The organism is Acinetobacter sp. Ver3, from assembly GCF_000632455.1.
Lineage (GTDB): Bacteria > Pseudomonadota > Gammaproteobacteria > Pseudomonadales > Moraxellaceae > Acinetobacter.
This window is the reverse complement of sequence record NZ_JFYL01000010.1, coordinates 45,892-69,310: the sequence shown is the minus strand read 5'-3', so window position 1 is coordinate 69,310 and position 23,419 is coordinate 45,892. Positions and strand designations below refer to the sequence as shown.

Below are 23,419 nucleotides of genomic sequence, written 5' to 3'. Positions count from 1 at the left end.
ACAGTGTTCACATAACAGCCATTATGTTAAATGGAAGATGGAAATGTATGGAATATAAAAAATTTTACTACCTAAATAAATAAAACATCAAAAATGTAAATTATTTACCATAAATATTTTTTATAGCTTAGATACTTGACCCTCACGTAACGTTAGCCTCTAGCATAAAACATGCCTAAGGGATAAAGGAGTCAAAAGATGTTATTACAAGTCGGTGAATTGGCGAAGCGAACAGGGTTAACTATTCGTACCCTTCATCACTATGATGATATCGGTTTACTTCAGCCTTCGGCCCGCTCCGACGCCGGTTATAGACTTTACAGTCGTCAAGATATTACTCGCTTATACCAAATTCAGGCATTGCGAGGGCTTGGAATGACATTGGCAGAAATTGGCGCGGTTCTTAATAGTCCAAACCTTGCACTCGCCCCATTAATTGATCGGCAGATTCAGGCAATCGATCAGATGATAATTAAGCAGACTCAACTGCGCTATCGTTTGAGCAGTCTCAAAAATCAACTGATGAATGGTGAAGAGCTAGAACTGGACAATTGGCTAAAAACATTGGAGCTTATGTCTATGTACGAACAATATTTTACAAAAGAGGAACTTGCAGAACTGACTTTTTTACAGGCAGATAGTAAACAACAAAAAGAATGGGAAGCGCTTGTCATCGAAGCCAATGCACTCTTTAAGGCCGGAGAATCTTCTAGTAGTGAAACTGCCCAAAACCTGGCTTCACGCTGGATGCTGACCCTCGAACAGAATACGGCTGCTAATCCTGAATGGTTGGCTAAATTGAATAGCATGCATTCAGCTGAATCGGCATTTCAGGAAAAATTGGGTGTGCGCCCGGAAGTGGTTGAGTTTCTACTTGAAGCATTTGCCGAGAGTAAGCTGAACGTTTTTGCACGTTATTTATCCGAGCAGGAATTTGCTTTTATGAAGCAACATTATGTACGTGAGATGAAAAATTGGCCCCAGTTATTGATTGGATTGGAGAAGGCCATTCGTGCTGGGATTGAACCTGACAGTGAACAAGCAAAATGTTTAGCACAGCAATGGCTCTCCATGTTACAGGGTTACGCAGGCAAAAATCCAGCGACACATGCGAAGATTCGCAATGCCATGCAAAATGAACCAAGTCTTGCCGAGGGAACCTGGCTCAAACCTACCACTTTGCAATTTTTAGAAAAAGCAGTAGCAGCTTTGATGCGTTGTGCTTAGTACATGCTTTCCTCTATTCAAATAATCAAAGTAGTGTGGCTATCCCATAATACGGGGTAGTCATTAAGTTTATGATTTCAAAATATTTTATATAGAGAAAGTAGAGTAGTAGAGTAAATGGTATTATCACAAACTTATCCAACTACACTATATAAGTTGGTTATTTTCGATTTTGATGGAACCTTAGCAGATTCATTTCCTTTCTTTGTTTCAACTATAAATCATCTGGCTGACATGCACTCTTTCAAGAAGATTCATTTAGATGAAGTGGAATCTTTTAGAGAAATACCTTCCCGAGAGCTAATGAAAACTCTTGGAATACCAGTATGGAAACTACCTGCGATTACTCAGAATTTTATAAAACTCATGAAGGTAAATCCTTCAAAGATTCCTCTATTCGACCATACCGATGAAATGCTTTCCCACCTTAATGAACATGGAATTACAGTGGGCCTGGTTTCTTCAAATGGATACGAAAATGTGACCCGTATTCTTGGTTCAAGCTGTCGATACTTTAATTACTTTGAATGCGGTGCATCTTTTTTTGGAAAAGCATCTAGGTTAAAGCAGCTTTTAAAAAAAGCAGGCTATAAACCCTCAGAAACTATCTATATAGGTGATCAGATTACCGATTATGAGGCAGCTAGATCGGTAGGAATTGCTTTCGGTGCAGTTTCATGGGGTTACAGCACAGAAAGACTTTTAAAGAAATTGTCACCTGATGAGACATTTGAAAATGTGTCTGCCATAAAGAGGATTACTGTCAGCAAAAAATAACCCTACTAAATTATGCTTATAAGCAGAGAATCGCCATTCTAGATACCCGAGGTAAATTATGCTTTCTTTAAAGATAACTACACATATTGATATTCATGCGACACCGGAGCAAGTTTGGCAGGTACAGACTGATTTTAAATCGTATGAGAGTTGGAATCCCTTTATCCGTAAAGTTTAAGGAAAGTTAAACATAGGTGAAAAACTAAAGATTAGGATTCACCCAACTAAGCAAAAAGCAATGGAATTTAAGCCTACACTATTGGAAGTTAAAAATGCTCAGTCTTTAAGCTGGCTAGGTCACTTTCTAATCCCTAGTCTTTTAGATGGTGAGCATCATTTTAAACTTTGCTCCCAAGAAGATGGCAGCACTTGTCTCATACATTCTGAGACATTTAGTGGTCTACTTGTACCTATGATGCGTAATAATTTGAAATCTATAAGGAAAGATTTTAAATACATGAATCAATCTCTAAAATTATTTGTAGAATCAAAACTTTAGATTTGAAATCATAGGGTAATAAATTGTTATTTTTATTAAAACAGATCCATGTAGGCACTTCGCTTCTTTGTTCTTTCAATTTTTAAATTCCCCTAAAATTAACATAATACACCTTATGCGAAATTATCTTTTTTATTTCATATAAATCATAATCTTAAATTACATTCAAAAGCCCAATTTACTTAAATTGGGCTTTTTTGTTGATTCTTCATGTTCCACGCCCTTTATTAAATTATTGATCCAAAGAACTTCTTAGTTAAACTTAAGATAGAACGCCTTCAAAGAAATCCCCTCCCATCATAGCCACACACCTCAAAATTTTATACAATATGCCTTCCCTTCATCTGGTGCTTTTTTATGACCGCTTGGACTGCTCACGTCACTGTTGCAACAGTGGTTGAAAAAGATGGTAAATATCTGTTTGTAGAAGAACAAACAGAAGGTGTCATGCACACCGTTTTTAATCAACCTGCAGGTCATGTTGAAGCTGGTGAAACCCTTATTCAAGCCGCGGTTCGTGAAACCATGGAAGAAACAGGTCACCAAGTTGAAGTCACAGATTTATTGGGTATATACACCTATACCCCACCTATGTTTCCAGATCGTACCTATTACCGCTTCTGTTTTTTAGCAAAATCAACACAGTATTTTGCCAATGCAACATTAGATACAGGTATCGTAGGTGCTGTTTGGATGAGCCTAGATGAGCTATTAGAAACGGCTCGCGCGCGTAGCCCATTGGTCATCAAAGCCATTCAAGATGCCCAATCAGGACAAAAATTTCCTTTATCGCTCGTTTATGAGCACCAAAATTCTCCCTTAATTTCAAATTTGGATGCCTAATCCTATGCAACAACGTGTCATCGTCGGTATGTCAGGTGGTGTAGACTCATCTGTCTCTGCGGCTTTATTACTTCAACAAGGATATCAAGTTGAAGGTCTTTTCATGAAAAACTGGGAAGAAGATGACGGCACAGAATACTGCACGGCTATGGATGATCTTGCAGATGCGCAAGCCGTATGTGATCGTATCGGTATCAAATTACATACAGCCAACTTCGCAATGGAATATTGGGATCGTGTATTTGAGCACTTCTTGGCTGAATATGCTGCGGGGCGCACCCCAAACCCAGATATTTTATGTAATAAAGAAATTAAGTTCCGTGCATTCCTCGATCATGCCATGAAATTAGGTGCTGACTTCATCGCAACAGGACACTATGCTCGTCGCGGTGAAACCATGACCAACTCTAAAGGTGAGCAATATGCGCCTTTACTCCGTGGCGTGGATAACAACAAAGACCAAACTTATTTCCTACATGCCGTTCATGGTCGTGAAATTAACAAGACCTTGTTCCCTGTGGGTGAGATCGAAAAGCCTCAAGTTCGTAAAATTGCTGAAGATTTAGGTCTTGCAACAGCGAAGAAAAAAGACTCTACAGGTATCTGTTTTATTGGTGAACGCCGATTTAATGACTTCTTGAAGCAATATTTACCTGCTCAACCGGGTAAAATTGTCCTTGAAGATGGTAAAGAGGTTGGTGATCATCACGGCTTAATGTACTATACGCTCGGTCAACGTGGTGGTATTGGTATCGGTGGAATGAAAGGCGCTGAAGAAGGTGCTTGGTTCGTATTACACAAAGATATCGAAGGCAATCGTTTAGTTGTTGGCCAAGGTCATGAGCATCCCCTCATGCAAAGTACCATGTTATGGTCTGAAGCGATTGATTGGGTTGCAGGTGAGCAAGAGATTCCAGAAAATGGTTTCCGTTGCACAGCGAAAACTCGCTATCGCCAACCTGATCAAGCATGTGTCTTATTTAATGACCCAAATGCACCGCAAGGTGTACGTGTAGAATTTGATGAACCTCAACGTGCTGTTACGCCAGGACAAAGCGTTGTGTTTTACGCGGATGAAGTTTGTTTAGGTGGCGGTGTGATTCATCATACTAATGCGCCTAAACCTGATTTTATTTAAAGGAATTTTCAGGCATGACAGAGTTACCGTTCCAGCAGCTTCAGACTCTGAATGATCGTCAAAACAGAGCTTTGGCTTTGGCAGCAGTATTTCAATCGACTCAGCTGACACATATGACAGCCATTGCAGGTCGACAAAATATTGGCGAAAACGGTAACTTCTATTTAGAACAATTAATTAAGGCGAGTTTAAATATTCGCCCTACTTCCAATAAGAATTGTCAAACCTTAGATTTTTTTAACCAGCTTGCAGATATTTCTCTGGGATTAAAAACATTAGAAAGTAGCATCGCCCAACCATTCAATACTGCACCAAAATCAAGAATACCTAAATTTGCCAATGCAAAACTTCCAATGTCCTATGCAATGGCATTATTACATTTAGAAAAGAAAGTATATAGCAACCCAAAATTCGTTGAAATTATTGAAAAATCACAAGAAAAAATACTAAAACAACTCTCCTTTTTTGATCATAATTATCTACATCCAAGTATTCTTGCAAACCTTGCTCAAACCTATGTCGAAACTGCAGGACAGATTAATCCTCGCATTATGGTGAAAGGCAATGCAGAAGCTTTTAAGGATTCTTCGCACACCAATCGTATTCGTGCTTCATTGTTCACAGGTTTACAGATGGCGCATTTATGGCGTCAGTCAGGTGGAAGTTCATGGAGCATGATCTTCACCAAACGCAAGTTACTGAAAGATATTCAAGATCTCGCTCGTTTACAGTTTCAGGTGGTTTAACCTGATGTATATCGAGTTCTGTTTTACGTTTCATTCCAAAGTTTAAGGAATTGCTATGAACGCTTTAACCGCACTTTCTCCATTAGATGGTCGCTATGCAAGCAAATGTGATGCTTTGCGCCCTTTCCTCTCTGAGTTTGGTTTAATCCATGCTCGTGTGACTGTTGAAGTGCGCTGGTTACAAGCACTTGCAAATCGCCCAGAAATTACTGAAGTGCCAGCTTTTTCTAACGAAACAAATGCAGCTTTAGATGCAATCGTTGCAAATTTCTCTGAAGACGATGCTAACCGTATCAAAGAAATCGAACGCACAACCAACCACGATGTAAAAGCGGTTGAATATTTCTTAAAAGAGAAAATTGCAAACATTGATGAACTTAAAAATGCGGGTGAATTCATTCACTTTGCTTGTACATCTGAAGACATCAACAACTTGTCTCATGCACTCATGCTAAAAAGCGGTCGTGAAGTACTAGCTACGTCTATGCAACAAATCGTGGACTCAATTGTTGCACTTGCAGAAAAACACGCTGACCAACCAATGTTGTCTCGTACACATGGTCAAACTGCAAGCCCGACAACATTGGGTAAAGAAATGGCGAACGTGGCATACCGTCTTGCACGCCAAATCAAACAATTCAACAATGTTGAGCTTCTAGGTAAAATCAATGGTGCGGTAGGTAACTATAATGCTCACCTTTCTGCTTACCCTGAAATTAACTGGCCTGCTCACTCGCAAGCATTTGTTGAATCTTTAGGTCTCACGTTTAACCCGTATACAACTCAAATTGAGCCGCACGACTACATGGCTGAATTGTTTGATGCGCTTCGTCGTTTCAACACAATCCTCATCGATTTCAACCGTGATGTTTGGGGTTATATCTCTCTTGGTTTCTTCAAACAAAAATTAAAAGAAGGTGAAGTTGGTTCTTCAACAATGCCACACAAAGTGAACCCAATCGACTTTGAAAACTCTGAAGGTAACTTGGGTATTGCTAATGCAGTCCTTGCTCACCTTGGTGAAAAGCTCCCAATTTCTCGCTGGCAGCGTGACTTAACTGACTCTACTGTTCTTCGTAACATGGGCGTTGGTTTTGCACAAAGCTTGATCGCATTTGAAGCTTGCTTGAAAGGTGTGGGCAAACTTGAATTGAATGCCGACCGTATTCTTGAAGACTTAGACAACGCTCAAGAAGTTCTTGCTGAACCAATTCAAACAGTAATGCGTCGTTATAACGTTGAAAAACCATACGAAAAACTGAAAGCCCTTACTCGTGGTCAAGCAATGACTCGCGAAATGATGGTGAATTTTGTAAATGGAAACGAATTAGAAGCTGTTCCTGCAGCAGATCGTGCGCGTCTTGCTGAAATGACACCTGCATCTTATACAGGTAATGCTGCTGAGCAAGCGAAACAAATTAAATATTTGATTGCTAAAATCTAAATAGTATTGAATAAAAAAGCGAAGCTTAGGCTTCGCTTTTTTTGTATGAGACTCATCAAATGTTTCAATAAAAATCATGCTTCATCAGGACAGTAACGTATAAAGTCAGTTCTGAGCTTTTCTAATTCATCACCAGTTAAAACATCGCTATAGTAAATATAATGAGTCACTTGAGCATATTGAATGTCATGCCTAAACATCATTCCTCGGAGTGATACTGAGATCTCTTCAGGAAAGTCATTCAGAGTAAGCTCTTCAAACTCATAATGAAAATATGCATTTTGCTGTGCAAGAAAAGCAGCTGAAACCGTCATAATAAAAACTCAAAATAAATCATATTCTAACTCATCATCCTGATTGCAATGAGCTATTGATATAAACAACTATTTATAAAAATAATGCGATTTATAAAAATAATGCGATCTGCAGCTTATTCTCAGGATTGATCCATTACAATCATATGAAGAAATTAATCAAATCAACATATAACAAAATGCACTACAAAAAATTTACTCCTAAACACCACCTCGTATTCTTCATTTTCATAATGGTGCTGATCTTGGCAAGTATAAAGCCTCTTGAATATGCTTCTTATGGCTCACATCAACTTGGCACAGCTTTAATGCTAGTGTTTTTGATCTATATACAAAAGAAAGTTGGTTTGAGTTTTATCGCATTTTCTCTCTATATTGGATTTCTGATCATTCATATTCTTGGGGCACACTATTTATATTCGTATGTTCCCTATAATGAATGGTTGATGCACAACTTCGGCATAGATTTAAATGCACAGATGGGTTGGGAGCGAAATATGTATGATCGCTTGGTCCATTTTGCCTATGGTCTACTTCTCTATCCTTTTTTCCTGAGGATCATTCAATTCTATTTACCCCAATTATCTGAACGAGTACTTTTTCTTATTGTGGTTCAGTTTGTCATGGCCACCAGTCTCATTTACGAATGGATTGAATGGTTAATTGCGATTAATCTTTCCCCTGAGGCAGCAGAAAATTATAATGGTCAACAAGGTGATATTTGGGATGCCCATAAAGATATGCTGTTCGCAACACTTGGGTCCATGATCACAGGAATAGTGATGTTATATCGAAAATTAGACTCTCGACCATAGAAATGATAAATCATAAAAAAAGCCAATCATTAGATTAGCTTTTTTTTATTTCATCGAATTTAAAATTTAGGATCACGTAGTTGCACTAAGTTCGCATTAGTTTGGACTAAAGTGTCCATAACTTTATTCATCACAGCAGGAATCAAACTGTCCGCCATTTGTGCCGCTTGCAGTCCTAATTTCTCACCTAAGGTAGGTTTACGGCGAGTTTGAATCAAGTAAACATCATGCACTGTCAATAAACTTAATAAATACTCATCCGAGGTTTGAAGCTTATCAACCAAATTCAAATCTAATGAATCTTGACCGTACCAATGTTCACCTGTTGCTACTTTTTCAACATTTAACTGTGGACGATATTTTTCAACAAAATGCTTGAACAATGCATGCGTTTGTTGCAACTCTTCTTCAAACTTTGCTTTACCCTCTTCCGTATTTTCACCAAACATGGTCACGGTACGTTTATATTGACCCGCAGTATAAAGCTCAAAATCAACATTATGTTCTTTAAGTAAACGATTAAAATTAGGCACTTGAGCAACAACGCCAATTGAACCAATCACTGCAAATGGAGCAGAAATAATTTCGTTACCGATACATGCCATCATGTATCCACCACTTGCTGCGACTTTATCAACACAAATGGTTAGATGAAAACCAGCATCGCGCAGACGCACCAGTTGAGCAGCCGCAAGTCCATAACCATGTACGATCCCACCTGGACTTTCCAAACGAACTACGACACGATCACGCCCTGCTTTAGCAGTCGCCAAAATCAAAGTAATTTCTTCACGAAGATTCTCTACAGCTGAAGCTGCCATGTCACCTTTAAAATCAATTACATATACTTTCTGATTATTCTTTTTACGCGTGCGTGCTTCTTTTGAAAACTGCTGAGACAACTGCAGAAGTTCAAGTTTAGATGCAGTACTTTGCGCAATTTTTTTTCGTTGTTCATTAATACGCGCATTTAAGTGAGTGACTCGAATTTCGGCAGGAAGTTTCGGCAAATGAAATAACATATAAATTCACATCTCTATAATTCATCTTTATGAGGATAACATGAGGTCAAAATAGACAAATTTCAATAGCTTTATTGAAATGTTATGCCAATCGTCGGATCAATTTGATCAACAATCGGCATAAAAAGTAGATACATTATGCATACTATCTCGATAAAAAATTATCGAACCGATGAGCATCCACGCATCATCTCATGATTGATATCTATCTTTAAAATCAATTAGAGACTCTTATATGATTTGAGAGTGAAGAAATTGAATTATATTAGGATAATAATTCTTAAAATCAACACCTTAATACTTATTATTTTACTTCTTAAACTTTTCTGAAATGCATTTTCAATGCGCCAAATTATGTCGTGTCAGCATATATTTTTCACTATTTTTTTGGCATGATGGTTCCATACAGTAATGATGAATAATGATAAATGACTCAAATGCGTTGGCTGGAACTGTTATCAACAGTTCGATTTGGTAGTTCAAAACAAAATACAGAACAAGCACGTAGCCCCTTCCATAAAGATTACGATCGTATTATTTTTTCTCAGAGTTTTAGGCAACTTAACCGTAAAACTCAAGTTCACCCCCTGACTCAACATGATGGCATTCATACGCGTCTAACACATTCCCTTGAAGTTTCTTGCATCGGACGCTCTTTGGGAATGCTGGCAGCTGAAAAAATTCGTGATGAGTTACCTATGTGGATCTCTCCTGCAGATGTCGGTGCAATTATTCAAGCAGCTTGTCTTGCACACGATATTGGTAATCCTCCTTTTGGTCATGCAGGTGAGTACGCTATTCGTGAATGGTTTGATGATGCATCACACGGCGATTTTTTATCGAGTTTAACCCCTGAACAGCAGGCCGATGTTCGCCAGTTTGAGGGCAATGCTCAAGGTCTTCGTTTACTCACGAAAATTGACTATCACCCTAATGACGGTGGAATGCGCCTCACTTACGCAACCTTAGGAGCTTACTTAAAGTACCCATGGCTTTCTAAAACCATTGACTCTCAGGGAAATACGCCTGCCAGTAAACGAGCTAAGTTTGGTTGCTATCAATCTGAAAAAGAAATTTTGCAACAAATTGGTCACCAATTAGGTCTTATACAATATGGTGAATATCATTTCTGTCGCCATCCACTCACCTATTTACTCGAAGCTGCGGATGATATTTGTTATGCCCTGATCGATTTAGAAGATGGCATTATTCTTAACATGCTCAGCTATGAGCAAGTCGAGCCTATTTTTTTAAATCTGCTCGGTGACTATGGCACGCCTGCTGAACTTGCAATGCCATACACCACGTGGCAACAAAAGATTGCAGCATTGCGTGGTCGTGTGATGAAACGCTTGGTTGATGAAGTCACTTCCGCTTTTGCTAAACATCATTTTGAAATTTTGTCAGGACAGCTTAAAGGTAGTTTGCTCCAATATTGCTCGCCCGATATCGAAGCAGGAATTGATTGTGCAAAGAATTTAGCGCGGGAAAAAATCTTTGAGCATCCTCAAAAATCTGGTTTAGAAATCATTGCACATCAAAGCTTACAGCACATACTAGATGCCTTTATTCCGCTTACGACCCCCAATAAAATTCATAATTTTAAGGAAGGACGTTTACTGTCTATTATCTCAGGCTTAGGTGTACGTTTTAGTGATGATCACTATGACAATATCATGCAAGTCTTAGATGTGATCTCAAAATTTTCGGATCATCAGGCTTATCATTTGGCACAGGAACTTCAAGGGAATAAAGTTGGATTTTTATAAACCTTAAATTTAGTGTTCAGGAAAAGAGCATAAAGTGTTTTTTGATTTTGCGTTCTGAAGCAATGAACACTACTATGCTGACATAGTGAATTTAACATCGACAAATAAGTGAAATAATTGAATGATTGGATGTCTTATTGGTGAAGTGCTTGCTTTGGAAGCACCAACAGTTTTATTGAATGTAAATGGTGTTGGCTATGAGGTTGATACACCTCTTTCAACATTTTGCCAATTACAGAAAGGACAAAAAGTCACATTGTGGACGCATTTGGCTGTACGTGAAGATGCCCAATTACTGTATGGATTTTCCAACGCACAAGAAAAAAGTATTTTCCGCACTTTACTTAAAGTGAACGGCGTTGGTCCCAAAATGGCATTGGGTATTCTCTCAACACTCAGCGTAGACATGCTCATTCATACCGTTGAACATGAAGATGTAAACACTTTAGTCAAAGTTCCAGGTGTTGGTAAAAAGACTGCAGAGCGTTTGATGATTGAACTTCGAGATCGCTTTAAAGCGCTTGCAGCTCAGCCATCCACATCAAACTCTACAACAGCGCAAATTCAGTTTACGGGTAACTCTGCTGTCGCTGAGGCTGAAGCTGCTTTACAGTCATTAGGTTACAAGCCACTAGAAGCACAAAAGTTAGTCAATGCCGTTAAAGGTGACTTCACTGAGGCATCCGATATTATCCGTGCTGCTTTAAAATCGATGAATAAATAAGATCTCATATTATGCAAGACCGTATTATCAGTGGTTCTGAAAAACCAGAAGATCATTTTGATCGTGCCATTCGACCAACATCATTAGATGATTATATTGGTCAGCCTGTTGTGCGTGAGCAGATGGAAATTTTCATTGGTGCAGCTCGTGGACGTGGTGAAGCTTTAGACCATACCTTGATTTTTGGTCCTCCGGGTTTAGGTAAAACCACACTTGCCAATATTATCGCGCGTGAAATGGGTGGCAATCTCAAATCCACCTCAGGTCCTGTGTTAGAGCGCGCTGGTGATTTGGCAGCAATGCTCACTAACTTAGAAGAAGGTGACGTTTTATTTATTGATGAGATTCACCGTCTCTCTCCAGTGATCGAGGAAATCCTTTATCCTGCAATGGAAGATTACCAACTGGATATTATGATTGGTGAAGGCCCTGCTGCGCGTTCAATTAAGTTAGATTTACCGCCATTCACTTTAGTCGCTGCGACTACTCGTGCCGGTTTATTGACCTCTCCGCTTCGAGATCGTTTTGGTATCGTCCAGCGATTAGAGTTTTATTCAGTTGAAGATTTGACCCATATCGTGACTCGTTCTGCAAATCTGATGGATGTTCCAATCACTGAAGCTGGTTCGAAGGAAGTGGCTCGTCGTTCTCGTGGTACGCCTCGTATCGCAAACCGTTTACTGCGTCGTGTACGTGACTATGCTCAAGTGAAAGGTACAGGTGAGGTCACACAAGAAATGGCGCAACGTGCGCTTGATATGTTGAATGTGGACAAGGATGGTTTAGATACACTCGACCGCCGTTATTTATCCATGTTATTAGAACGTTTTGATGGTGGTCCTGCAGGTGTTGAAGCTCTAGCAGCGGCAATGGCAGAAGATTCAGGCACGCTGGAAGATGTGATTGAACCTTACTTGATTCAGCAAGGTTATGTGATGCGTACCGCACGTGGTCGTATTGCAACAAATCAGGCGTATTTGCAGTTTGGGATGACACCACCTGAACCGAAAGAGAAGTGATTTATAAAAGCAGCTTAGGCTGCTTATTTATTGAGAATTTTTTTAAACTCATCTGCCAACTGATCACCCAAATTTGCAATGTCAGTCAAGGATAATAAATCATTTGATTCATCCCACTTTCTAGCATCTATTAATATCTTATTAACTTTTCTTATTAAACCCTCTTCAATAATAAACTTACTCACATAAATGTCTTTGGTATCGGTCTGTTTTATTAATTGATTGTTAAAATGCATTATTGAGATGATCAAAAGTTTCCCAAGTTGAGAAATTATTTTTTCTTTTTCATGCCCAACACTAAAATATAAATTTAGTTTAGTTAAACAAGCATTAGTATTTTCTGTAACGTCTAAAATTTCTTTTAATTTTGAACCAACTAATGTTGAATAATCACTTTTATCAGCTACAGGAAAATTAACAAAATTATCCTTAAATATCATAACTTTTTGAATATACTTAGCTAAAGAGTTAAGACAATCCGATGTAATACTTATGATCTCATCTTCCCATTTAAGTTGCTTAGTGTACTGAAATTCTTGTTTTCCTAACTCTCTTTGTTGCTCAAATAATTTTTGATTGAGATTAAAAGCAATTTGTTGTGAACTTTTTATTTCTAGTACTACTGTATTAAAAGACATTTCAGTTAATTTAAAACTTCTGACACCATACCAAATTGCAATGATTGTCGCTGAAATTCCTAGAATAAAAGCTATCGCCATTGCAATCATAAAAGACCAAATTGCAGTCGTATCAGTTGAGCTTACATTCAAATCCAAAGGAATTTTCTGCGTTTCAGGATCAATTTGAATACTCGCCGTATATAAAGGTTGTTGAGGTACAGTCCATGGAAGTTGAATCATGACATCTTGATTATGCTTTAGTTCTTCTTCAACGCCCATTAGCTCCCCCACAACTATTAAAATAATTATTTAAAATGAATAATTTACAAATAATAACAACTTTAAATCTATGGATAAAGCATTAAAAATCAATGCTTCATGGTCACTATACTTTTCATGTATTTCGATATACCTGTTAAGTTTTGCAACCATCAGAAGTGAATGAGAAGCTCCTAAAACTTTAGGATTTTTAGGACATTGAGTTTATGATCTCACTTAGGCTATTTTTTGCTTGTACCATCTTGCCCCTTTGTTCAACCTTGAGTTTTGCAGATTGGGTTGATGACGGTGTGAACGCTGTTGAACAACATACCATCAAATTAAGACAGCACATTCACCAACATCCCGAACTCGGCAATATGGAATTTAAAACCTCGGCTCTGGTTCAAAAAGAATTAAAAAAATATGGAATTGAAGTCCGCACAGGCTATGCCAAAACAGGTGTAATCGGAATTCTTAAAGGTGCAAAACCTGGCCCAGTGATGGCATTACGTGCAGATATGGATGCATTACCGATTGAGGAAAAAACAGGACTTTCTTTTGCGAGTAAGGCAAAGGCAATCTATCAAGGTAAAGAAACGCCAGTGATGCATGCCTGTGGACATGATGCTCACACAGCAATGTTACTCGGCGCTGCAAAAGTGCTTTCGGAAAATAAAGATAAAATTGCAGGTACTGTTGTGTTTGTCTTCCAACCAGCTGAAGAAGGTGGAGCAGATATTGATAACTTTAGCCATGGTGATCAAATTGGTTCACGTAAGATGATTGCAGATGGGGCTTTAAAAAATCCTAAGCCTGAAGTGATCTTCGGTATGCATGTTATGGCAGGTATGCCAAGTGGTCATATTTTTTATAAAGATGGCACTATTTTAAACAGTGCAGATCACTTGCGCATTCAGGTCAGTGGAAAACAAGTTCATGGTTCTATGCCATGGCTTGGACGCGATCCCATTTACGCTTCATCTCAAATGATTAGTAATATGCAGAGTTTGATCAGCCGTCGTGCAGATTTAACCAAAGGTATGGGGGCAATCAGTATTGGCAGTATCCAAGGTGGAACGGTAGGAAATGTGATACCAGAGCAAGTCAATATGGTTGGCACGATTCGATCAAATAATGAAGAGGTCCGCCAGAATATTCTCAAGGATTTACCGAAATTGATCGAACATAATGCTCATGCAAATGACGTAAAAGCCAAAGTAGAAATTGCCGCTTATGCCCCCGTTACCACGAACGATAAAACGCTAACTCAACTCATCGCGCCATCACTTGCGAAAGTTCACGGTGAAGATAAATTACATGTGCTTGAAAACAATGCAAGCGCAAGTGAAGACTTTGCCTATTATGGTCAACTTATGCCTTCATTGTTCATTTTCATTGGTGCAACACCTCAAGATCAAGAGATCAGTAAGGCTGCACCCAATCATAACCCTAAATTTATTGTAGATGATGCGACATTAAAAACTGGCGTTGAAAGCCACATTCGTTTTGTGATGGACTATCCGACTATTGCACAACAAGTTAAACAAGATTGGAATAACAAATCTTAAGCATCATAAAAAAATACCTCCTTGATAGAGATTTTTTTATTTCAAAAAATTTATTTCTGCTCGATGAACTCTTTAAAATCTGCTTTACGAATCATCGCATGGATGCCTTTTGTTTTATCTACAACTTGAGAAACTTCAAAATCAGTCGCCGCACTGAGATAAGCATATGCAATATCTTCACTTATGCCATATTCATTCACTAAGAAATTAATTGCTTCACGCGTAGATTTGCGCATTGCTTCATCCAAATCTTCATCTAAACCAGGCGTGATCCAAAACTCACCATTTTCACCTAATGGCTGAGAAAGGTGCTTACCTGGAATATGATCTTTACCCGCTTTTAACACACTAATTTTAAACGTTGCGCGCGCTGAACCCTCTAAAGCAGTTAATGCAACCTCACCATCGCCTTGAACGAAATGACTATCACCTGTGTAGAATAATGCACCTGGAACTTGAACAGGATAATAAGCGGTTGCCCCAGCAGTTAAATCATTAATATCAATATTTCCACCATAAAATGAGGGTGGAACTGAGTGAACAGGTTCGCTGGTATTCGGTGCAACTCCCATTGTTCCCATAAACGGATTTAATGGAAAACGAATCGCTTTACCAGATTCTGTTTGAATCACCCCCTCCCATACACCCTCTTTATTTTGCGCAATGGGTGTAAATACTGAAACATTGCCATAAGCATCTGGATTTTCTGGCGAAGCATGATCATGTTTTTGACGTTTAGGGAATTCAGGCAATGTACCTTTACCATGACGGTTTGAAATAACACCATAAGGAACACGCGGTTCTATTTTGATGATTTCAACTTTAAGCACGTCTCCCGGCATTGCACCTTCAACGTAGATCGGACCAGTAATAATGTGTGGGCCATCTTTATGGAAATCATGCTTTAAATTAGAGCGGGTGATCAATTTCGCTTCATCTAAAATGTGCTCTTTTTTAACACCTTTAGATGTAAAGTATTTTTCAGCATCACGCCCTTGGTCCTCTAATAAACCTTCATGTGACACTGTATCAAAAGTCACATGACTCCCCGATGGAACCGTTAAAACTGGCTTAGCATCTTTATTCGGTAGATAACCCCATTGAATAGTATTGAGTGTGCTTGGAATATAATAGTGTCCAGCATATTCCCCTTTTTTTAGTAAAGTTGGCTTGCTTTCAATCTGTTTTAAAATTTTAAAATCTTCAGCCGAACTAAAAGTCGAAAAACTTAATATTGATGTAGCAATCGAAATCGATAAAGCTAACTTTTTTAACATGCACTCAAATCCAACTATAAATTTCATGTGAATTTATTTAAGCAATCCCTATGCCAAACATGATTAAAATTCAATTAAATCTGCATTTTCATCTTAAAATATTTCGCCCAATCTATAGCTATTTTTGAAATCTTGTGCCATTGGTCTGTAAAAATGGAGTGCTAAACTTCAAGCCTTTCAAACATTGTATAAATCAGCGTTTCGCATTCTTTGTCAAGAATGTTGCAAAACACTGGACTATTTAAAGTAATGGAACACCTGTATGGCGAACAAATTTGAATTTCAAATCCGAGTGTATATTGAAGATACAGATGCAGGAGGCATTGTTTATCATGCCAATCATATTCGCTTTATGGAACGCGCACGTACAGAATGGTTACGCGCTTCAGGGATTTCACATTACTGGCATCAAAAAGATTACAACTTTGTCGTGCATAAATTAGCGCTTAAATATTCACGTCCAATATTAATGGATGACTTAATTACTGTTACAGCAAGTGTAGTTTCGTGTAAAGCAACGTCTTTTGTATTGCAACAAAATATTTATCGTGGTGAAATCATGCTAGCTTCAGGGGAAGTAGAATTGGCGTGTATAAGCGCTGAAATGAAACCGCTGAGAATTCCAAATGAAATCCGTGATCTAATCGAAAAAGAATTAGCCCACGCATAAAAATATGATTGGCACATGTAACTATGGCAACACAACTCGAATCTTCACTTCACGTCACAGATTTAATTCTTCAAGCGAGTCCAGTCGTACAACTGGTCATGCTGGTGTTGGTACTAGCTTCACTCTTTAGCTGGTACCTTATTGCCAAGTTACATATGACTTTTAAAAAAGCTCGCCAAGGTGATGATCATTTTCAAAAGATTTTTTGGTCTGGTGCAGAACTCAACACTTTATATAACAATGCACAAGTCAACTCTAAGCGTGAAGGCTTGGAAGATGTTTTTTATCTTGGTTTTGCAGAGTTTCTCAAACTCAAAAAAACCAAAGCTGAAACAGCACAAGTCATTGATGGCACAGAGCGTATTCTTGGGGTGGGTTTAAGCCGAGATCAGAGCCGTATGGAACAAGGCCTCAGTGCACTTGCCAGTATTGGTTCAGTTGCGCCCTATGTTGGTTTATTTGGTACAGTTTGGGGCATTATGAATGCTTTTATCGGCTTAGCCCAAGTCGATCAAGTGACGCTAGCAACTGTCGCACCAGGTATCGCGGAATCCCTCATTGCGACTGCTATTGGTTTATTTGCTGCGATTCCTGCAGTACTTGCATTCAACCACTATACGGCCAAAAGTGAAGAAATTTACTCAGATCGTTCCTTGTTTGCTGAAGAAATGGTGGCGCTTTTACAACGTCGTTCTGTGGGTTCTACACAGGAAGCTGAATAAATGGCCGTTCGTCGCTCAGGGCGTTTCCAACGCATTAAAAAGCCACTTAACAGTGACATGAATGTAGTTCCTTATATTGACGTCATGTTAGTACTTTTGGTGATTTTTATGGTGACTGCACCAATGATCACAAGTGGCATAAAAGTTGATTTACCTGAAGCAAACAGTGTACCGATTGAATCTAAGGATGCACCAGCTATGGTGACTTTAGATCAACAAGGACAATACTTTTTAGAATACAAGGGTAGCCAACCAAGTCCACTGAGCTTGCAGGAATTACAACAGATACTTCGTGATGCACAACAAACTGCTGAACGTGAGAATAAACAATTTAGTGTCGTCATTAATGGTCATAACACTCGACCTTATGGTGAGGTGATGACGCTCATGTCTAACTTACAAGATGCAGGGATCAATCAAGTTGGCTTGCTGACCAAACCAATTCAATAAGCTATGAAAGAATCTAACTCTCGCTTTTCAAAAGAAAAGAAAATTGCAATCGGATTCACTGTTGCGGTCCATGTGATTGCGATCACAGGCTTATTGTTCCTTGGGTTGACTCAACCTCCTGAGCCAACTAAAACTGTTAAAACAGTTTTAGTGAAACCTGAAGATCTGGTACCACCTGAACCCACACCATTGGTTGAATCTGATCATTCAGATACAGCGCACCAGAACGTTCAAGAAAATATTCAACAGACCAATGAGCCTATTCAAAATGCTCCTGTGATTCCTGTTGCGCCTGCTGTACCTCCTCCAGCTCAACCAAAAGTCGAAGAGCCAAAATCCGACCGTAAAGCTGAGCAAGCGGCTGCGGTTAAAGCTCAACAAGAAGCCGAACGTAAAGCAGCGGCTGAAGCACAACGTCAAGCGACTCAAGAAGCGAATCGGAAAGCTAAAGCTGAGGCCGATGCTAGAGCTAAACAAGAGGCCGCCCAAAAAGCCAAAGCAGCAGAGCAAAACGCAAAACAGGAACAACAACAAAAGGCGAAAGCTGATGCGGCTTTAAAAGCGAAACAAGAGGCTGATCGAAAAGCTAAAGCTGAGGCAACTCAAGCCAAAGCTAAGCAAGAAGCTGATCGGAAAGCTAAGGCGGAGGCCGATGCTAAAGCCAAACAAGAAGCCGACCGGAAAGCTAAAGCTGCTGCTGAAGCCAAAGCAAAACAAGATGCTGATCGGAAAGCTAAAGTTGAAGCTGATGCAAAAGCCAAACAGGATGCTGATCGTAAAGCTAAGGCTGCAGCTGATGCCAAAGCTAAAGCGGAAGCTGATGCGAAAGCTCGTCAGGAAGCACAAAGAAAAGCGGATGCCGAAGCCAGAGAACGTGCCGAAGCTGAAGCTCGAGAATCTGCGGCTGAAAAAGCCAGACAAGAAGCAGCCAATAAAAAAGCTGAATCTAAACGCATCGCTTCTTCAGCAAAAAGAGACTTTGAGCAAAAAATTAAAGGTGCTTGGAGAATGCCAATAGGCTCTTCAGGTCAAAAAGCGACAGCACGCGTGACATTATCTGACAGTGGTTCTGTGACTTCAGTCATCGTCAATGCATCAGATCCAGATGTCAAAGCCAGTGTCGAACAGGCTGTTCGTGCAGCAGCACCATATCCGATGCCATCCGATCCTGATGCAAGGCGTGAAGCTCGTAGTTTCACTTCTTCATTCACCGTGAAATAATAAAAAACCTTTCGATTCGTCGAAAGGTTTTTTCATGAATTGCGGATAATTACACGCTTTATATAGATTCGGTACGGAGCTATATGCTAAAAAGCTAGAATATTCGAAAAATTAGTATCTTGAGTACGTGACTTCTCATGAAAATGATCTCAAAACATCTTCTCGGTTTAGCAATTTTGGTAGCATTTAGCCCTGCTCTCATTACGACCTCTTATGCACAGCTTCATCTTGAAATTGCTAAAGCACCTGAAGAAGCACCAAAAATTGCTATCGTGCCATTCCTAGGTGATCAACGCTTATACCCTGTTGTAGAGCAAGATTTAAACCGTTCAGGTCGCTTTACCAGTTCATCTAAAAATTTACCTGCAACAGCAACCATCAATCAAGCCAATGGTGCTGCTTGGCAATCTGCAGGCGTACCTTATGTTGTGAATGGTGAAGTTAAAACTAATCCTGATGGTTCACTGGCTGTTCATTACCAACTCTATGATGTCCAAAAACAACAATATTTGCTCAATGAACTATTAACTGTACCACCATCGCGCATTCGATCTGCAGCACATATGATCAGTGATGCGATTTACCAAGCATTAACAGGTATTCCTGGTGACTTTAGTGGTCGCATCGCTTATGTTTTGCGAAATCCTGCGACTCCTGATAATCGCTACACTTTACAAATCGCAGATACGGACGGCGAACAACCACGCACTGTATTGAGTTCACGCGATCCAATTTTATCCCCTGCTTGGACGCCTGATGGCAAAAAAATCGCTTATGTTTCATTCGAAACCAAACGTCCAGCCATCTATGTTCAAGATTTAGCGACTGGACAACGTGAAAAATTAGCTGGCTTCCGTGGCTTAAACGGTGCGCCAAGTTTTTCCCCTGATGGTAAAAGCATGTTGTTCACTGCTTCAATGCATGACAACCCTGAAATTTATCAAATGGATTTAAATACGCGCCAAGTGAAGCGTATGACAAATAATACAGCAATTGATACAGAAGCTCGCTATACCCCAGATGGTAAAGGTTTTATCTTTACCTCAGACCGTGGTGGTTCAGCACAGATCTATCATTACACATTTGCCGATGGTTCAACAAAACGTTTGACTTTCCGCGGAGCATTCAACGCACGTGGAAGTTTAAGTGCCGATGGTAAATATGTTGCTTTAGTACATCGCCCTTCAGGCAGCAACTATAAGGTAGCAATTCAAGAAATCTCAACTGGAATCACGAACATTTTAACGCCAACCAGTTTAGATGAATCACCAAGCTTTTCACCAAATGGTCAAATGGTCGTGTATGCGACACGTGAAGGCAGCCGTGGATTGTTATCGATTATGTCTACAGACGGTCGCTTCCGCATGAACCTACCTAGCGAACAAGGTGAAGTTCGTGAACCTGCTTGGGCACCCAAATAATCGAATTTAATCTTTCAAGGAGATGAACATGAACGCGATTAAAACGTTTGCTCTTCCACTCATTGCTGTTAGTTTAGTAATGACGGGTTGCGCAAGCCGTAAACCAGCAACTACAGATACCACTACGATGACACCACCATCAACGTCCACCTCTGTAAATACGACTGGTCTCAGTGAAGATGCAGCATTAAATGCTCAAAACTTAACGGGTGCTTCTGCTAAAGGGGTAACTGAAGCCAATAAAGCTTTCTTGGCTAAACGTGTTGTTCACTTTGATTATGACAGCAGTGAGCTATCTACTGAGGACTATCAAACCCTCCAAGCACATGCACAATTTTTATTGGCAAATGCAAACTCTAAAATCGCATTAACTGGTCATACCGATGAACGTGGAACGCGTGAATACAATATGGCTTTGGGTGAGCGACGTGCCAAAGCAGTTGAAAGTTATCTAGTTACAAATGGTGTAAATCCAAACCAACTCGAAGCTGTGAGTTATGGTAAAGAAATGCCAATTAATACAGGTAATAATGAAGCTGCGTGGAAAGAAAACCGTCGTGTAGAACTCAATTATGAAGCAGTGCCACCACTTCTTCGCTAATGAATGCAAAAAAAGCGCTCAATTCGAGCGCTTTTTTTATATCAGGTTTAAGACCTTTGCGAGTCTGGCATGGGCACTTGCATAGACTCAATCATGTCATGCTTATTAAACTCTTTATATTCAGGTTTAGCCTCGTACTGTTTCCATGCTTCCTTGGAACTCTCTGAACTAATTTCGTTTAAGTCGATTGCCTCACCTGGCGTTGGAGTTGCTTCAAACTTTTGAATGCTCATTTTAAAGCTCCTTTTAAAATCATCCTCCTATCAACATACCATGTTCTAAAACTCTGGCAAGTGCAAAATCACCACAAATAACGCAGGATAATTTCTATTTTGCACTGAACTCATCTAAAATAGCCCAAGATCCAAATTTTATTCTTTTAAAGCTTTTAGGAGCGTCCTTGTAATGTCATACCTCACCTTGTCACAATATCTTGCACAACAACAAGGAAATCTAACGCCTGAACTCTCTAATGTGATTGAAACCATTGCTGAAACGTGTAAAACCATCGATTCAGCATTGCAAAAGGGTGCCTTAGCGGGTGTATTAGGTAGTGCTGGTAATGAAAACGTACAAGGTGAAGCGCAAAAAAAATTAGATGTTATTTCAAATGACTATTTAATTGATGCGCTAAAAAACAACGCAAATGTAGGCGGTTTAGCTTCTGAAGAACTCGATGAGTTTACACCAGCACAAGAGAACGGTAAGTATTTAGTTTTATTTGACCCACTAGATGGCTCAAGTAATATCGATATCAATATGTGTGTTGGCACCATCTTCTCTATCCTACCTGCCAAAAATTCAGTGACACAAGCAGAAGATTTCCTTCAAGCAGGCACTGAACAAGTCGCAGCTGGTTATGTGTTATATGGCCCATCAACTATGATGGCATTAACCGTTGGTGCAGGTACTGTTTTCTTTACATTTGATCCAGAGTCAAAAACATTCCTGTTGACGACTGAAAATATCCAAGTGGATGCCGATACAAAAGAATACGCCATTAATGCTTCAAACCAACGTCATTGGGAAGAACCTGTTCAACGCTATATTGGTGAGCTACAAGCGGGTAAAACATCTGTACGTGAAAAAGACTTTAATATGCGTTGGGTTGCCTGCATGGTTGGTGATATCCACCGTATTCTTTGCCGTAGTGGGATCTTCTTATACCCTTACGATACCAAAGATCCTAAGAAAGCAGGTCGTCTACGTCTTATGTATGAAGCAAATCCAATGAGTATGCTCATGGAACAAGCAGGTGGTGCTTCGACAACAGGTCGCGTGCGTATTATGGAAATCCAACCGACTGAACTTCACCAACGTGTACCAGTCGTTATTGGTTCAAAAAATGAAGTTGAGCTTGTTACTGCTTATCATCAATAATCTTACAATTGAGAGCCTATTGATTTAGGCTCTCATGGAAGTCAAACTGAATGGCCATTATCTTTTTAGAATCTAAAGACAACCCGAAAATTAAACATTTACGTGGTTTAATTGATCAAAATAGTTACCGTAAAAAGCAAGGCCAAACTGTTCTAGAAGGCACACATTTGTGCTTAGCTTGGTTAGAAAAAAATCGTAAATTGAATTCGATTTTTACCACTGAAAAAGCAATGGAACACGCCGATTTTGACGAAATCGCACAACACTATACAGGTTCAGTGTTTGTTATTAGTGAATCACTCTATAAAGACATTAGCACGCTAGGAACCACCTTAGCATGTTTAGCGATTGTAGATTTACCAACTCAACGTGATGCTCTAGATTATACTCAAGACACTTTAATTCTTGAAAATGTTCAAGATCCAGGCAATGTAGGTACATTACTTCGTTCAGCTGCGGCTGCAGGTATTGAACAAATTGTTTGCACCAAAGGTTCAGCATCTTTGTGGTCTCCTCGCGTATTACGAGCAGGAATGGGTGCGCACTTTTCATTAAAAACCTATGAAAACGTTGCGCTTGAAGATGTGCTGTCTCAATTCAAAATTCCCGTGTATGTCACGAGCTCACATGAATCAGAAAGTTTATATGCAAAAGACTTAACTCAAGCTTGCGTATGGGTACTGGGCAATGAAGGCCAAGGCGTTTCGGAATATGCCCTAGCGCATGCTTCAGCAATTACCATTCCCCAACCGGGTGGTCAAGAATCATTAAACGTTGCAGTTGCCGGATCGATTTGTTTCTTTGAAATGGTACGCCAACGGATATGATTCGTTAAAATATATTAACGAAGTCACTGAAAATAAAAAAATCTATTAAACTGCTAAAAAATAG

Annotated in this window: 25 protein-coding genes; 20 read left to right on the top strand and 5 right to left on the bottom strand. The window is 39.5% G+C overall.

Annotated features, from left to right (window positions below):
- Positions 1 to 198 precede the first annotated feature (198 nt).
- From CL42_RS04950 to purB, 7 genes are all read left to right on the top strand, one after another.
- Positions 199 to 1,227 carry a MerR family transcriptional regulator gene (locus CL42_RS04950; protein ID WP_035265745.1) on the top strand — a complete coding sequence of 343 codons (1,029 nt, stop codon included), beginning with the start codon at positions 199 to 201 and terminating at the stop codon, positions 1,225 to 1,227.
- Between the two features lie 117 nt (positions 1,228 to 1,344).
- Complete coding sequence (locus CL42_RS04945) at positions 1,345 to 2,004, top strand: HAD-IA family hydrolase (RefSeq protein ID WP_035265744.1); 660 nt, start codon at positions 1,345 to 1,347, stop codon at positions 2,002 to 2,004.
- Positions 2,005 to 2,062: 58 nt separating this feature from the next.
- A complete protein-coding gene (locus CL42_RS17725) occupies positions 2,063 to 2,182 on the top strand; it encodes an SRPBCC family protein (protein WP_081403243.1) in 120 nt (39 codons plus the stop codon).
- A 678-nt stretch (positions 2,183 to 2,860) separates the two neighbouring features.
- Positions 2,861 to 3,346 (top strand): NUDIX hydrolase, encoded by a 486-nt coding sequence (locus CL42_RS04935; RefSeq protein WP_035265740.1) that lies wholly within the window; start codon positions 2,861 to 2,863, stop codon positions 3,344 to 3,346.
- 4 nt (positions 3,347 to 3,350) lie between these two features.
- Entirely contained in the window at positions 3,351 to 4,484 is a 1,134-nt protein-coding gene (gene mnmA, locus CL42_RS04930) for a tRNA 2-thiouridine(34) synthase MnmA (protein ID WP_035265757.1), read from the top strand.
- A 14-nt stretch (positions 4,485 to 4,498) separates the two neighbouring features.
- Positions 4,499 to 5,230 carry a high frequency lysogenization protein HflD gene (gene hflD, locus CL42_RS04925; protein WP_035265738.1) on the top strand — a complete coding sequence of 244 codons (732 nt, stop codon included), beginning with the start codon at positions 4,499 to 4,501 and terminating at the stop codon, positions 5,228 to 5,230.
- Between the two features lie 55 nt (positions 5,231 to 5,285).
- Positions 5,286 to 6,674 (top strand): adenylosuccinate lyase, encoded by a 1,389-nt coding sequence (gene purB, locus CL42_RS04920; RefSeq protein ID WP_035265736.1) that lies wholly within the window; start codon positions 5,286 to 5,288, stop codon positions 6,672 to 6,674.
- A gap of 74 nt (positions 6,675 to 6,748) precedes the next feature.
- Here purB and CL42_RS04915 read toward each other — a convergent pair whose 3' ends face one another.
- Entirely contained in the window at positions 6,749 to 6,988 is a 240-nt protein-coding gene (locus CL42_RS04915) for a hypothetical protein (protein WP_035265735.1), read from the bottom strand.
- A 179-nt stretch (positions 6,989 to 7,167) separates the two neighbouring features.
- Here CL42_RS04915 and CL42_RS04910 point away from each other — a divergent pair, with 179 nt between their 5' ends.
- Positions 7,168 to 7,803 (top strand): DUF2238 domain-containing protein, encoded by a 636-nt coding sequence (locus CL42_RS04910; protein WP_035265756.1) that lies wholly within the window; start codon positions 7,168 to 7,170, stop codon positions 7,801 to 7,803.
- Positions 7,804 to 7,862: 59 nt separating this feature from the next.
- Here CL42_RS04910 and sohB read toward each other — a convergent pair whose 3' ends face one another.
- Positions 7,863 to 8,825, bottom strand: a complete 963-nt coding sequence (gene sohB, locus CL42_RS04905) for a protease SohB (RefSeq protein WP_035265733.1) — start codon at positions 8,823 to 8,825, stop codon at positions 7,863 to 7,865.
- 428 nt (positions 8,826 to 9,253) lie between these two features.
- Here sohB and CL42_RS04900 point away from each other — a divergent pair, with 428 nt between their 5' ends.
- The 3 genes from CL42_RS04900 to ruvB all read left to right on the top strand — a co-directional run bounded on the left by CL42_RS04900 (position 9,254) and on the right by ruvB (position 12,337).
- A complete protein-coding gene (locus tag CL42_RS04900; protein ID WP_035265731.1) occupies positions 9,254 to 10,594 on the top strand; it encodes a deoxyguanosinetriphosphate triphosphohydrolase in 1,341 nt (446 codons plus the stop codon).
- 121 nt (positions 10,595 to 10,715) lie between these two features.
- A complete protein-coding gene (gene ruvA / locus CL42_RS04895; RefSeq protein ID WP_035265729.1) occupies positions 10,716 to 11,318 on the top strand; it encodes a Holliday junction branch migration protein RuvA in 603 nt (200 codons plus the stop codon).
- 11 nt (positions 11,319 to 11,329) lie between these two features.
- Entirely contained in the window at positions 11,330 to 12,337 is a 1,008-nt protein-coding gene (gene ruvB / locus CL42_RS04890; protein WP_035265728.1) for a Holliday junction branch migration DNA helicase RuvB, read from the top strand.
- A 23-nt stretch (positions 12,338 to 12,360) separates the two neighbouring features.
- On the opposite strand, the gene CL42_RS16445 is transcribed toward ruvB, so the two are convergent.
- Positions 12,361 to 13,236 (bottom strand): hypothetical protein, encoded by an 876-nt coding sequence (locus CL42_RS16445; RefSeq protein WP_051586525.1) that lies wholly within the window; start codon positions 13,234 to 13,236, stop codon positions 12,361 to 12,363.
- A 206-nt stretch (positions 13,237 to 13,442) separates the two neighbouring features.
- Here CL42_RS16445 and CL42_RS04880 point away from each other — a divergent pair, with 206 nt between their 5' ends.
- Positions 13,443 to 14,786: an amidohydrolase gene (locus CL42_RS04880; protein ID WP_051586524.1), complete on the top strand. Its 1,344-nt coding sequence runs from the start codon at positions 13,443 to 13,445 to the stop codon at positions 14,784 to 14,786.
- A gap of 50 nt (positions 14,787 to 14,836) precedes the next feature.
- On the opposite strand, the gene CL42_RS04875 is transcribed toward CL42_RS04880, so the two are convergent.
- Positions 14,837 to 16,063, bottom strand: a complete 1,227-nt coding sequence (locus tag CL42_RS04875; protein ID WP_035265726.1) for an acetamidase/formamidase family protein — start codon at positions 16,061 to 16,063, stop codon at positions 14,837 to 14,839.
- Between the two features lie 262 nt (positions 16,064 to 16,325).
- Here CL42_RS04875 and ybgC point away from each other — a divergent pair, with 262 nt between their 5' ends.
- The 6 genes from ybgC (at position 16,326) to pal (ending at position 21,148) form a co-directional block, all read left to right on the top strand.
- Positions 16,326 to 16,733: a tol-pal system-associated acyl-CoA thioesterase gene (gene ybgC, locus CL42_RS04870; RefSeq protein ID WP_035265725.1), complete on the top strand. Its 408-nt coding sequence runs from the start codon at positions 16,326 to 16,328 to the stop codon at positions 16,731 to 16,733.
- A 23-nt stretch (positions 16,734 to 16,756) separates the two neighbouring features.
- On the top strand, positions 16,757 to 17,455 hold the full coding sequence (gene tolQ, locus CL42_RS04865; protein ID WP_035265724.1) for a protein TolQ: 699 nt from the start codon (positions 16,757 to 16,759) through the stop codon (positions 17,453 to 17,455).
- Positions 17,456 to 17,905 carry a protein TolR gene (gene tolR / locus CL42_RS04860; protein ID WP_035265723.1) on the top strand — a complete coding sequence of 150 codons (450 nt, stop codon included), beginning with the start codon at positions 17,456 to 17,458 and terminating at the stop codon, positions 17,903 to 17,905.
- Positions 17,906 to 17,908: 3 nt separating this feature from the next.
- The gene (gene tolA, locus CL42_RS04855) at positions 17,909 to 19,126 is read left to right on the top strand and encodes a cell envelope integrity protein TolA (protein ID WP_035265721.1); all 1,218 of its coding nucleotides are present in this window, start codon (positions 17,909 to 17,911) and stop codon (positions 19,124 to 19,126) included.
- A gap of 137 nt (positions 19,127 to 19,263) precedes the next feature.
- Positions 19,264 to 20,547, top strand: coding sequence for a Tol-Pal system beta propeller repeat protein TolB (gene tolB / locus CL42_RS04850; RefSeq protein WP_035265720.1), 1,284 nt, complete (start codon positions 19,264 to 19,266; stop codon positions 20,545 to 20,547).
- Positions 20,548 to 20,575: 28 nt separating this feature from the next.
- Positions 20,576 to 21,148 carry a peptidoglycan-associated lipoprotein Pal gene (pal, locus tag CL42_RS04845; RefSeq protein WP_035265718.1) on the top strand — a complete coding sequence of 191 codons (573 nt, stop codon included), beginning with the start codon at positions 20,576 to 20,578 and terminating at the stop codon, positions 21,146 to 21,148.
- 47 nt (positions 21,149 to 21,195) lie between these two features.
- On the opposite strand, the gene CL42_RS04840 is transcribed toward pal, so the two are convergent.
- On the bottom strand, positions 21,196 to 21,381 hold the full coding sequence (locus tag CL42_RS04840; protein ID WP_035265716.1) for an NF038105 family protein: 186 nt from the start codon (positions 21,379 to 21,381) through the stop codon (positions 21,196 to 21,198).
- Between the two features lie 172 nt (positions 21,382 to 21,553).
- Here CL42_RS04840 and CL42_RS04835 point away from each other — a divergent pair, with 172 nt between their 5' ends.
- Both CL42_RS04835 and CL42_RS04830 read left to right on the top strand, forming a co-directional pair.
- A complete protein-coding gene (locus tag CL42_RS04835) occupies positions 21,554 to 22,528 on the top strand; it encodes a class 1 fructose-bisphosphatase (protein WP_035265714.1) in 975 nt (324 codons plus the stop codon).
- Positions 22,529 to 22,578: 50 nt separating this feature from the next.
- Positions 22,579 to 23,355, top strand: a complete 777-nt coding sequence (locus CL42_RS04830; RefSeq protein ID WP_035265712.1) for a TrmH family RNA methyltransferase — start codon at positions 22,579 to 22,581, stop codon at positions 23,353 to 23,355.
- Positions 23,356 to 23,419: the final 64 nt, after the last annotated feature.

What these genes read in the sequence shown, in the direction of transcription:
- tolR (WP_035265723.1), top strand. Translation starts at nt 17,456, where the DNA reads ATGGCCGTTCGTCGCTCAGGGCGTTTCCAACGCATTAAAAAGCCACTT.
- ybgC (WP_035265725.1), top strand. Translation starts at nt 16,326, where the DNA reads ATGGCGAACAAATTTGAATTTCAAATCCGAGTGTATATTGAAGATACA.
- CL42_RS04840 (WP_035265716.1), bottom strand. Translation starts at nt 21,381, where the DNA reads ATGAGCATTCAAAAGTTTGAAGCAACTCCAACGCCAGGTGAGGCAATC.
- tolQ (WP_035265724.1), top strand. Translation starts at nt 16,757, where the DNA reads ATGGCAACACAACTCGAATCTTCACTTCACGTCACAGATTTAATTCTT.
- CL42_RS04835 (WP_035265714.1), top strand. Translation starts at nt 21,554, where the DNA reads ATGTCATACCTCACCTTGTCACAATATCTTGCACAACAACAAGGAAAT.
- CL42_RS04915 (WP_035265735.1), bottom strand. Translation starts at nt 6,988, where the DNA reads ATGACGGTTTCAGCTGCTTTTCTTGCACAGCAAAATGCATATTTTCAT.
- CL42_RS04910 (WP_035265756.1), top strand. Translation starts at nt 7,168, where the DNA reads ATGCACTACAAAAAATTTACTCCTAAACACCACCTCGTATTCTTCATT.
- CL42_RS04950 (WP_035265745.1), top strand. Translation starts at nt 199, where the DNA reads ATGTTATTACAAGTCGGTGAATTGGCGAAGCGAACAGGGTTAACTATT.
- pal (WP_035265718.1), top strand. Translation starts at nt 20,576, where the DNA reads ATGAACGCGATTAAAACGTTTGCTCTTCCACTCATTGCTGTTAGTTTA.
- CL42_RS04830 (WP_035265712.1), top strand. Translation starts at nt 22,579, where the DNA reads ATGGCCATTATCTTTTTAGAATCTAAAGACAACCCGAAAATTAAACAT.
- tolB (WP_035265720.1), top strand. Translation starts at nt 19,264, where the DNA reads ATGAAAATGATCTCAAAACATCTTCTCGGTTTAGCAATTTTGGTAGCA.
- mnmA (WP_035265757.1), top strand. Translation starts at nt 3,351, where the DNA reads ATGCAACAACGTGTCATCGTCGGTATGTCAGGTGGTGTAGACTCATCT.
- purB (WP_035265736.1), top strand. Translation starts at nt 5,286, where the DNA reads ATGAACGCTTTAACCGCACTTTCTCCATTAGATGGTCGCTATGCAAGC.
- ruvB (WP_035265728.1), top strand. Translation starts at nt 11,330, where the DNA reads ATGCAAGACCGTATTATCAGTGGTTCTGAAAAACCAGAAGATCATTTT.
- CL42_RS17725 (WP_081403243.1), top strand. Translation starts at nt 2,063, where the DNA reads ATGCTTTCTTTAAAGATAACTACACATATTGATATTCATGCGACACCG.
- CL42_RS04875 (WP_035265726.1), bottom strand. Translation starts at nt 16,063, where the DNA reads ATGTTAAAAAAGTTAGCTTTATCGATTTCGATTGCTACATCAATATTA.
- hflD (WP_035265738.1), top strand. Translation starts at nt 4,499, where the DNA reads ATGACAGAGTTACCGTTCCAGCAGCTTCAGACTCTGAATGATCGTCAA.
- CL42_RS16445 (WP_051586525.1), bottom strand. Translation starts at nt 13,236, where the DNA reads ATGGGCGTTGAAGAAGAACTAAAGCATAATCAAGATGTCATGATTCAA.
- tolA (WP_035265721.1), top strand. Translation starts at nt 17,909, where the DNA reads ATGAAAGAATCTAACTCTCGCTTTTCAAAAGAAAAGAAAATTGCAATC.
- CL42_RS04945 (WP_035265744.1), top strand. Translation starts at nt 1,345, where the DNA reads ATGGTATTATCACAAACTTATCCAACTACACTATATAAGTTGGTTATT.
- CL42_RS04900 (WP_035265731.1), top strand. Translation starts at nt 9,254, where the DNA reads ATGACTCAAATGCGTTGGCTGGAACTGTTATCAACAGTTCGATTTGGT.
- CL42_RS04935 (WP_035265740.1), top strand. Translation starts at nt 2,861, where the DNA reads ATGACCGCTTGGACTGCTCACGTCACTGTTGCAACAGTGGTTGAAAAA.
- CL42_RS04880 (WP_051586524.1), top strand. Translation starts at nt 13,443, where the DNA reads ATGATCTCACTTAGGCTATTTTTTGCTTGTACCATCTTGCCCCTTTGT.
- ruvA (WP_035265729.1), top strand. Translation starts at nt 10,716, where the DNA reads ATGATTGGATGTCTTATTGGTGAAGTGCTTGCTTTGGAAGCACCAACA.
- sohB (WP_035265733.1), bottom strand. Translation starts at nt 8,825, where the DNA reads ATGTTATTTCATTTGCCGAAACTTCCTGCCGAAATTCGAGTCACTCAC.